Origin of the sequence: Mesorhizobium sp. M7A.F.Ca.AU.001.01.1.1 (genome assembly GCF_004022735.1) — a bacterium.
Classification (GTDB): domain Bacteria; phylum Pseudomonadota; class Alphaproteobacteria; order Rhizobiales; family Rhizobiaceae; genus Mesorhizobium; species Mesorhizobium ciceri.
Genome location: NZ_RZPF01000209.1, coordinates 1 through 9,079 on the forward strand (window position 1 = coordinate 1; position 9,079 = coordinate 9,079).

At 60.7% G+C, this 9,079-nt stretch carries 10 protein-coding genes; 5 read left to right on the plus strand and 5 right to left on the minus strand.

From position 1 onward, the window contains the following. The 3 genes from EN884_RS14975 to EN884_RS14985 form a co-directional block, all read right to left on the minus strand. Positions 1 to 188: DUF1491 family protein (locus tag EN884_RS14975; RefSeq protein ID WP_128360605.1), on the minus strand; the 188-nt coding region annotated here is incomplete at its 3' end. A gap of 69 nt (positions 189 to 257) precedes the next feature. Then, complete coding sequence (locus EN884_RS14980; RefSeq protein WP_013532656.1) at positions 258 to 1,055, minus strand: peptidoglycan-binding protein; 798 nt, start codon at positions 1,053 to 1,055, stop codon at positions 258 to 260. Next, a complete protein-coding gene (locus tag EN884_RS14985) occupies positions 1,030 to 2,763 on the minus strand; it encodes an ATP-binding protein (protein WP_013532657.1) in 1,734 nt (577 codons plus the stop codon). The genes EN884_RS14980 and EN884_RS14985 overlap by 26 nt, the downstream gene beginning before the upstream one ends. A 535-nt stretch (positions 2,764 to 3,298) precedes the next feature. Between EN884_RS14985 and EN884_RS14990 the strand changes: the two genes are divergently transcribed. Together EN884_RS14990 and EN884_RS14995 are read left to right on the plus strand one after the other, a co-directional pair. Further along, positions 3,299 to 3,652: a DUF5330 domain-containing protein gene (locus EN884_RS14990; protein ID WP_013532658.1), complete on the plus strand. Its 354-nt coding sequence runs from the start codon at positions 3,299 to 3,301 to the stop codon at positions 3,650 to 3,652. A gap of 100 nt (positions 3,653 to 3,752) precedes the next feature. Next, complete coding sequence (locus EN884_RS14995) at positions 3,753 to 4,181, plus strand: SufE family protein (RefSeq protein WP_013532659.1); 429 nt, start codon at positions 3,753 to 3,755, stop codon at positions 4,179 to 4,181. A gap of 92 nt (positions 4,182 to 4,273) precedes the next feature. Here EN884_RS14995 and EN884_RS15000 read toward each other — a convergent pair whose 3' ends face one another. Further along, positions 4,274 to 4,699 (minus strand): MucR family transcriptional regulator, encoded by a 426-nt coding sequence (locus tag EN884_RS15000; protein WP_013532660.1) that lies wholly within the window; start codon positions 4,697 to 4,699, stop codon positions 4,274 to 4,276. Between the two features lie 444 nt (positions 4,700 to 5,143). After that, positions 5,144 to 5,515 carry an SH3 domain-containing protein gene (locus EN884_RS15005; protein WP_164745941.1) on the minus strand — a complete coding sequence of 124 codons (372 nt, stop codon included), beginning with the start codon at positions 5,513 to 5,515 and terminating at the stop codon, positions 5,144 to 5,146. Positions 5,516 to 5,675: 160 nt separating this feature from the next. On the opposite strand from EN884_RS15005, the gene EN884_RS15010 reads away from it, so the two are divergent. The 3 genes from EN884_RS15010 (at position 5,676) to EN884_RS15020 (ending at position 8,987) form a co-directional block, all read left to right on the plus strand. Then, complete coding sequence (locus tag EN884_RS15010; protein WP_013532662.1) at positions 5,676 to 7,799, plus strand: S9 family peptidase; 2,124 nt, start codon at positions 5,676 to 5,678, stop codon at positions 7,797 to 7,799. Then, positions 7,796 to 8,422, plus strand: coding sequence for a LysE family translocator (locus EN884_RS15015; RefSeq protein ID WP_013532663.1), 627 nt, complete (start codon positions 7,796 to 7,798; stop codon positions 8,420 to 8,422). Before EN884_RS15010 ends, EN884_RS15015 begins: the two co-directional genes overlap by 4 nt. Positions 8,423 to 8,579: 157 nt before the next feature. After that, positions 8,580 to 8,987, plus strand: coding sequence for an SET domain-containing protein-lysine N-methyltransferase (locus EN884_RS15020; RefSeq protein WP_013532664.1), 408 nt, complete (start codon positions 8,580 to 8,582; stop codon positions 8,985 to 8,987). Positions 8,988 to 9,079: the final 92 nt, after the last annotated feature.

A 9,079-nucleotide genomic window follows, 5' to 3' on the forward strand; every position in this document is an offset into this window, starting at 1 on the left:
GGCTTGGCCGAATCATAGCTTGTCTGCGGCGCCGGCCCGAACAGGGCAACCTCACCCAGCCTGCCCCGCGCCAGCACGAACACAGCGCCGGCCTCGGTCGCGCCACGCTTGACCACGGCGGCAAATCCACCGGCGCCGAAAATCCGGCGCAACAGGGCCGAAACCCACAGATCCGATGTGACGCGCATGAGAGAGCTCCCGAAACTGCCGGTTCTCTATCGATATTTCCGCCGCTCGGCGAGCCGTCGTTTCGGCCGTCAGTTGGTCAGGCCGATCTCGCGCATCTTGACATAGACGATCTCATCGGGCTCGCCGGTCTGCGGCAGCCCGAACAGCGACTGGAATTCCTTGATCGCCGCCTTTGTGCGCGCGCCGACGACACCATCCAGCTGCATGTCGTCATTGCCGAACGCCTTGAGCCCGGCCTGGATCTTGACGATGCGGGCATCGGGCGCTTGCGTCGCGGCATCCGCCTGCCCGGAATTTGTCTGTCCCGAACCTGTCTGCAAAGACACCGGAACGGCGGCCGGCATATCCGGGCGCGGCTGCGGTCTGGGCACGACGGAAGCTGTCTTCGGCGTCGCGCCCAGTTGATCGAGCAGAAGCGCGTCGATCTCGCCGGACGTGTTGAGCCCGACCTTCTGCTGATAGTCCTGGATGGCCTTGCGGGTGTTGGGTCCGGAAATGCCGTCGACCGTCCCGGAATAGAAATCGAGATCCTTCAATATGCCTTGCACCTGCTCGACAACCGGATCGCCCTTGATCGGTGCCGGCGCGCCGGATGGCCGCACGATGTTGAATGTCGTCTCCGGTTCGTCGGGCGTCGCGTGCGGAAAGCCCGCAATGCTGCGGGTCGCAAAAAATGCGCCGGCATGCGGGAAAGGTTGGTACCACAAGGCATTGGCCGAGACATAGAACAGCGTCACCAGGAACGCCGTCGAGCCGCCCACCAGGACAGGATTGCGCGAGATCATGCCGCCGACGGCGACAGCGCCGTCCTGAAAGGCATTGCTGCGGCGCTTGACCGCCTTAGCCGGTTTTGCGGAGCGAGCCATCTCTGTCCCCTTTCGCCATCGCCACAGGCATGGTCAGCACGCCGGTCTTCTCCGCCTGATGTCCCTTCGGTCCGTTCACCGGCAGGCTGATGGTCACCGTGGTGCCCTCGCCTGGCATGCTTTCGATGGACATCGTGCCCTCGTGCAGCGCCACCAGGCCCTTGACCAGTGAAAGGCCAAGACCAGTCCCCTCGAAACGGCGGGTATAGTCGTTCTGGATCTGCATGAAGGGCTTGCCGAGATTGGCGAAATCCTCCTCGGCGATGCCGATGCCGGTGTCCCTGACCCAGAAATGCAGGCGCGAACCGATCCGCTTGGCGCCGACGACGACGTCGCCGCCGTCGGGAGTGAACTTGATCGCGTTGGAGACCAGGTTGATGAGCATCTGCTGCACGGCGCGCTGATCGGCATTGATGTCGCCGGCGTCCGGCGCGATCTGCGCCTGCAGATCGATGTTCTTGGCCTGCGCCTGCAGTTGCATCATCGACTGGCACATATCGACCGCCTCCGCGAACCGGAACGGCTCGGGTTCGGTCGCATAGACGCCCGATTCAATCCTGGACACGTCGAGTATCGAGGTTACGACGGCGAGCAGATGCTGGCCCGAATCCCGTACCAAGCCGACATATTCTTTCTGGCGCGGATCCTTGAAGGCGCCGAACATCTCATGCAGCAGCATATCCGAGAAGCCGATAATGGCATTTAACGGCGTGCGCAGTTCGTGGCTGACCACCGCCAGGAAGCGTCCCTTCGCCACCTCGGCGGACGCGGCCGCCTCATTGGCTGCCGCCAGATCCTCGCGCAACCGGGCGATCTCGTCATTCTGCCTCAGGACGAACGTAAAGACATCACCCTGTTCCTCACCACGCACGAGATCAAGCGAGAACGGCCGGTAATTGTCGGCCGTCAGGCCATTGCCATTCTGAGGCAGCCGGATGCGCAATTCGAGCCGGCGCGACAGTGCGCCGTCGCGCATGTCGGCCATTGCGCTGAGATAGGAAACGCGATCCGACAGATGGACGCGATCGAAGAGGCCGTTTCCGGACAGCAGTTCGGGCGGCAGTTTCAAAAGCGTGCGCGCTTTTGGCGACGCGTCCAGGACCTCGCCATGACGGGCGACGCGCAAGACCACCGCATCGATGATGTCTTCGAGCCGGTCGGCAGTGTCGAGCACATCAGCCGCATCGGCCGTGTTTTGAAATGCCGATGCGCGCGGGATCAGTGTGAGCGTCCAGGCCAACGGCACCAACCAGTGCCACGCCGCGATCTGCGCTCCTGCGAACGGGAATACGGTTCCAGCCAAAGGCTGAGCCAAGATGGCGACAGCGGCCGACACGGCTCCCCACAGCGCCGCCCGCCGCGAAGCGCCGATCCACCAGGCTTCAAAAGGCAGCGCCACGACAAGCATGGCGACAGGCGAACTCAGCCCGCCCGCGGCGGCAATGAGACTGCCGAGAGAAATGCCGGCCAGCACCAGGGCGACCCAACTCGCTATCGCCATCTTGCCGGTCGCCGCCACCAGCAAGGCGACGAACCAGCACAGGCCAAAGGCGGCGAAAATGGCGGCCATGGTGACGGCGACGCCCATGCCTGAAGTAACCAGCGTGACCGCGGCACCGGCGACAAAGAAAGGAGCGGCGAGCATGACGCCGATAAAGCGGCGCTGGCGCTCGCGGTCGCTCCGCCCAAGGATGGACGGATGGACCATACGTTCGCAACCGGCCGAAATCGCGCCAGGCAATTCAACGTATCTGGCCTTGATTGAACTCAACTCAACGCACTCGCACTTGTCGTGGACAGCTCTGCTTTGCAGATGGTTCTGGTTGGCTTTGAAACTCGCATCCAGCGTTTAAGGAATGGATAAGGCAGGGCCGACCAGGGCCCGGCCTGCGGCAAATATCGGGATGCCGGCGGCCGAAAGCACGGACAAATGCAGCCATAGTAAACGGAGAGTTATCCGCCGACTGCACCCATCGGCCGGGCGCACTCGGCACCTGGACTTCCCTATTTCAAGAAAAACACAGGGAAATCATGGGGATATATGGTTATTTGTTGTTAAGGAAAATTGCTCGGATTTGAGACAAGTCGATTGCAGAACGGTTCGTTTCGAATTTGCCTAAAATTTGAGGAAAATTCTCTCTTTGCCCGCAAGCCGTCCTTTGCGCCTGTGTGCCAAAATCCTGCCTACAAAAGAGGTCATGCCATATGGATGCATGATCCGGTCACGACGAGAGGGCAAGGGCATGGTCTTCCTCATAAGAATGGCTTTCTGGTTTTCGCTGGTGCTGCTGGCGCTGCCATTGAGTGTCGGCCCCGATGAAGCGGGGCATGAAAGCGTCGGACCGATCCAAGCCTTGTTTGCGGCACGCGAAGCGGTTGGCGATATCGCCGGCATTTGCGAACGCAAACCCGATGTCTGCGAGACCGGCAAGTCGGCGATGCACACCATTACCGCCCGCGCCAAAGAGACCGCCAAGATCGCGGCAGCGATGATGGACGACAAGTCCGCCGCCGGCCCCGACACGTCGACGATGACCGGCAGCGTGCCCGAAGGAATCGTCTTGCCCGAGACCGTCAACCTGCCGCCTCAGAATTAAGCCGTTTCGACGGCGCACCGCGGGCTGTCTGCCCTCTCGACGCCCGCGGTGTCCTTGTTTTTTCCGTGACGCGGAGCCGCCGCGTGACTATATCCCAGACATGACCACGACGATCCAGACGATCCGCGACGACTTCTCGTTCCTCGAGGAATGGGAAGACCGCTATCGTTATGTCATCGAACTCGGCGAGGCGCTGCCGCCGTTTCCGGACGAGCAGCGCAGCCCCGCCAACAAGGTGCCGGGATGCGTCAGCCAGGTCTGGCTGACCACTGAACGCGGAGCTGGAGCCGATCCTGTCATCACCTTCTCCGGCGATTCGGACGCTCATATCGTGCGTGGGCTGGTCGCGATCATGCTGGCGCTGTTTTCCGGCAGGACCGCCAGCGAAATCCAGAAGACCGATGCGGAAGCGACATTGAAAGAACTCGGCCTCGACGAACATCTGTCGCCGCAGCGCGCCAACGGCCTTCGCTCGATGGTCAAGCGCATCAAGCGCGACGCCGAGGCAGCGCTCAAGCAGACCGCCTGACGCTTCCCGACCCGATCCGCGCGTCGCGGCTCGCAAAAATCAAACGGCGCCCGAAGGCGCCGTTGATGTCGATCCGATCTGGCTGGCAGCAATTACCGCGCTTTGCGCTTGCGGCCGAGACCCATCTTCTTGGCGAGTTGGGACCGGGCAGCTGCATAGTTGGGTGCAACCATCGGATAGGTAGGGTCGAGGTTCCACTTTTCGCGATACTGGTCCGGCGTCAGGTCATAGTGGGTCATCAGGTGGCGCTTCAGCGACTTGAACTTCTTGCCGTCTTCAAGGCAGACGATGTAGTCGTCATGAACCGACCGCTTCGGGTTGACCGCCGGCTTCTGCTTGTCGGCAGGCGGCTGTTCGGCGGTTCCGCCCACACGCCCGAGTGCGGCATGGACATCGGATATCAGGTTCGGCAGTTCGCCGACCGGCACGGGATTGTTGCTGACATAGGCGGCCACCACATCGGCGGTCAATTCGATCAGCGCATCGCTGTTTCTGGAAGGTGTTTCGACAATATCCATGGTCTTCGGTCCCCAACAAGAGTTACATCGATCTGCGCCCTTTTTTACAAGCAGGGCATCGCACGAATTTTGTGCAGGTAGAGTTTCTACGATTCGTGTCGCGGGCACATCAATGAGCGTGCAGACCAAGTAAGTCAATTCACCCCTCGCGCTATATTGAACGATATTGATCAAATGTTCCGCGATCAGCTTCAATCTTTCGTGCATTGTGTAATTTATCGATATTTCGCGTTCCCGTCGGCGGCAGCTGACGCAACGTCAGATCGCCGTTACATTCGTGGCAACTCACGAAACGGGTTTTAATGTTTGATCTTGCTTGGCTATCGCTCGAGAAATATTGGTTGTTCGCATTTGCCCACAAAACCACAGGTTGCCGTGGTCATACACAAGCAATCAGGCGACATGCCAGTCATCCGACCGATCGGCTGATTGCTGCCGCGTCAATCAATGCGGGATGATGTATTTGCCATAGGCCCAGCCGGTGACGAAATTGCCGTTCTGGACCGGATCATGCCAGACTTCGCACCAGCGATAGCGAATCTTTTGTGCCTGCTTCCATGCCGGCTGGTTGGCGATGTCGAGCAGGTTTATTCCGCCGGTGCATCGCCCGGTCATCTGCAGAACGGTACCGTTCGGATATCCCGCCTGCTTTTGGGATGTGCCCGAAGGGTATTTGCGTACATTGAGCGTGTCGCCGAACGGGACATTGGCCACTTGCCAAGCCGCGAATACGGTCGCATGAGACTGGCCGGCAAAGCCCAGAGTTAGCGAAGCAACGGCGAAAGCCGCAGCAGTCCGAGACCAAATAGTCATCATCTCTCCTCCCGGCTCATCTCCTGGAGCCGACACAACCCATACGCTCCGGCTCTTGAACCTGCCCTGATCGGCGTGTTCATTTGCCATTCAAGATACTTCTCCATTCGAGATGGCCCTTCAAGATACTGGCCCATTGAAGATACTGGCAAAGCGAGATGCAATGACCAAGACATCCATATTTCCGATCGTCAGCCCGCCAACGCCCGAGAAGCGGCCGGTTTCCGACACGCATCACGGCATCACGCGAACCGACGACTATGCCTGGCTACGGGCCGACAACTGGCAGGAGATGTTCCGCGACCCGTCATTGCTCGATGCGGGGATCCGCGCAGAACTCGAGGCGGAGAATGCCTACCAGTCGAAGCTGATGGCCGACACGGTCGAACTGCAAAAGCAGCTTTTCAAGGAGATGAAGGGCCGTATCAAGGAAGACGATTCTTCCGTGCCGATGAAGGATGGGCCCTATGCCTACGGCTCGTCCTTTAAACTTGGTGGCGAGCAGCCGCGCTATTTCCGCATGTCGCGCGACGGCGGCGCCGAGCATATCCTGCTCGACGGCGATGCGGAGGCCGCGGGCAAGGCCTATTTCCGTCTTGGCGGTGTCGACCATTCGGCCGACCACGCCAAGCTGCTATGGGCATTCGACGACAAGGGCTCCGAATTCTACACGCTTCGCGTGCGTGACCTTGCCGATGGCAAGGAGCTTGCCGACCAGATCCCCGACACCGGCGGTTCAGGCGTCTGGAACGCAGGCAATGACGGCTTCTTCTACACCCGTCTCGATCCCAACCATCGCCCGTCCAAGGTACTCTTCCATGCGCTGGGCGACAGCCCGGACAGCGACCGGCTGATCTATGAGGAAACCGATCCCGGCTTCTTCATGAATGTCGACGGCACCCGCAACAACGAATGGATCATGATCGGCATCAACGATCACGAGACTTCGGAATACCGCCTGATGCGCGCCGACGATCCGTTTGCCGAACCGAAACTGGTGTCGCCGCGCGAGGTTGGCCTTCAATACGAGCTGGAAGAAGGCGGCGATATCTTCTTCATCCTGACCAATGCCGACGGCGCCAAGGACTTCAAGATCATGACGGCGCCGGCGAGCGATCCCGTGCGCGCCAACTGGCAGGAACTGGTGCCGCACGAGCCCGGCCGGCTGATCCTGTCGGTGATCGGCTTCAGGGACCACATGGTCCGGCTCGAACGCAAGGAAGGCCTGCCGCGCATTGTGGTGCGCGACCGTATCAGCGGCGAGGAGCATCTTCTGTCCCTCGACGAGGAGGCCTTCTCGCTCGGCCTGTCGGGTTCCTATGAGTACGACACCGAGATCATGCGCTTTTCCTACTCGTCGATGACGACGCCCGCGCAGGTGTTCGACTATAACATGCGCACCCGCGAGCGGGTGCTGCTGAAGACCCAGGAAGTGCCGTCCGGCCATGATGCGGACCATTATGTCACGCGGCGGCTGATGGCGCCGGCCAGCGATGGCGAACTGGTGCCGATCTCGCTTTTGCATCATCGCGACACGCCGCTGGACGGATCCGCACCTTGCCTGCTTTACGGCTACGGCTCCTATGGCATCACCGTGCCGGCCGCCTTCAACACCAACTGGTTCTCGCTGGTCGACCGCGGCTTTGTCTTCGCCATTGCTCACGTTCGCGGCGGCAAGGACAAGGGCTATGGCTGGTACGATGACGGCAAGCGGGAGAACAAGATGAACACGTTCACCGATTTCATCGCCGTCGCGCGCCATCTGGTCACCGAGCGTTACACGGCGCATGACCGTATCGTCGCGCAAGGCGGTTCGGCCGGCGGCATGCTGATGGGTGCCGTCGCCAACATGGCGCCGGATTGTTTTGGCGGCATCGTCGCCGAGGTTCCCTTCGTCGATGTGCTCACCACCATGCTCGATGCGACCCTGCCACTGACGCCGCCGGAATGGCCCGAATGGGGCAACCCGATCGCGTCCGCCGACGACTATCGGACGATCGCTGCCTATTCGCCCTACGACAATGTCTCTGATCACGACTATCCGCCGATCCTGGCGCTGGCCGGTCTCACCGATCCGCGCGTCACCTATTGGGAACCGGCCAAATGGGTGGCCCGGCTGCGCGACCGCAAGAGCGGCGACAATCCGGTTCTGTTCAAGATCAATATGGATTCCGGCCATGCAGGCGCTTCCGGCCGGTTTTCGCGGCTGGAAGAGATCGCCTACACCTACTCCTTCGCGCTGAAAGTGATGGGCAAGGCGCAGCTTACGGGAGCAACCAACAAATGATCGACCTGACCACCCTGATCGCCTACATCGCGGTCGTGCTCGGCTTCGTCTTCATTCCAGGCCCCGCCACCCTGCTGACGATCGCCCGGGCAACGAGTTCCGGAACCAGGGTCGGCATCGCGACGGGCGCCGGGATCGCTGCCGGCGACGTCTTTCATACCGTCATGGCCATGATCGGCATCTCGGCGATCATCGCCGCGTCGGCGACGCTGTTCAGCGTCATCAAGTACATCGGCGCGGCCTACCTGGTTTATCTCGGCATTCGCGCGATCATCGAGAAAACACCGGCCAACCCGGCGGCCGGTGCGCTCGCGATCTCCGCCGGCAAGGCGTTTCGACAGGCTGTCCTGACCGAAGTGCTCAACCCCAAGACCGCTCTGTTCTTCCTCGCTTTTCTGCCTCAGTTCGTGCGGCCTGAAAACGGATCGGTGATGCTTCAGATGGCCGCGTTGGGGGTCATCTTCGTCATACTGGGCCTTTTCAGCACGGTCGTCTTTGCCGTGAGCGCTGGCCGGCTCGGCACGTTCCTGCGCCGAAATCCGTCGGTGTTACGATTGCAGGGCAAAGTTGTCGGCGGCATCTACTGCGCTTTGGGCGTCCGTCTGGCGCTGCAGCAACGCTGACTCTGGACGATAATCGACGCACCCTTTCCAGAGGGCTGGGTGTCAGGACTTTTTGAAGCTCCCGTCGCTCATTTTCACTCGCAATTGCGACGACCGCGCGCTACCCAGTGCGCGGCTTTTCCCGGCCTGACAGCCTCCAATCGCGTAAAGGTTCATTATGCTGCTCGTCGACGTCTATCTCGACAAATCACCCATCCAGGGAATCGGCGTCTTTGCCAAGAACCACATTCCTCGCGGTACTCTGATCTGGAAGTTAGACCCAAGGTTCGATCGGCTCATCGAGGTCGAGACTTATGAGCGGGCGGCCGGCCCGGTGAAGAGCTATCTCGACCGCTACTCCTATCCTGACCGCCGCGATCCGAACTACATCGTCTTCGAAGCCGACGACGCGCGCTACATGAACCATGCCGACGAGCCTAATTGCGACGTCTCCTCACCCGAGGAGAGTTTTGCGCTGCGCGACATCGCGCCTGGCGAAGAGTTGACCTGCAACTACAACCATTTTTTCGAAACGGGCTTCGATTTTCTCGGTGACCGCCACCTGTCATCCGCAGACTCGATCTAGACTAGTTCGCCCTCTTGCGGGCCGGATAGCCGTTTGGATGCGCGGGTATCGCCTTGAGATAGGCGGCGATGGCAGCACGGTCCTGCGGCGCC